Annotated in this window: 1 protein-coding gene; it reads left to right on the forward strand. The window is 59.4% G+C overall.

The genetic code is table 11. The features are described 5' to 3' along the window. Nucleotides 1-562 (forward strand): DUF1120 domain-containing protein (locus AC07WC_RS17770; protein ID WP_495211174.1); only part of this gene is annotated, 562 nt, incomplete at both ends.

Here is a 562-nt window from a genome sequence, read left to right on the forward strand (position 1 = left end):
ACATGCATATGAATCGTTTCACCAACGTACTTCTGGGCGGCATCCTGATCGCCCTCTCGCCGGCCGCCCTGGCGCAGGACAGCGCCGATCTGATCGTCAGCGGCCGCATCTCGCCCGATGCCTGCATCGCCACCATGACTGGCGCCGGCTCCTTCGATCTGGGTTCCATCACCTCTGTTAGCCTGAATGAGGATGCGCAGACCAATTTCAATGGCGCCGTTCAGCAACTTGCCATCACCTGTCCTGCTGCAACCCTCCTTGCGCTGAGGCTGACTGACGCCCGAGCAGACAGTGCCTCACTGAATCTGGGGGCCCATCTGGGGCTTGGGAGGACCAGGGCTGGCGAGGCCATTGGTTTCGCTCAGTACAATCTTGCTAACGCCGTCGTTGATGGCGCTGCCGCTGGCATTACCTTCAGCGCAAATGGGGGCGCAACGTGGGGACGGACTTTCGCCAGCCTGAATCCCTACATCAACGTTAATCGCTTGAATAGCTTTGCTGATCCTGCGGATTACACCACCCCCCTTCCCATTACGACCCTGAATGCACGTGTGTGGCCAAC

This window comes from Stenotrophomonas sp. GW821-FHT01H02A, from assembly GCF_059422145.1.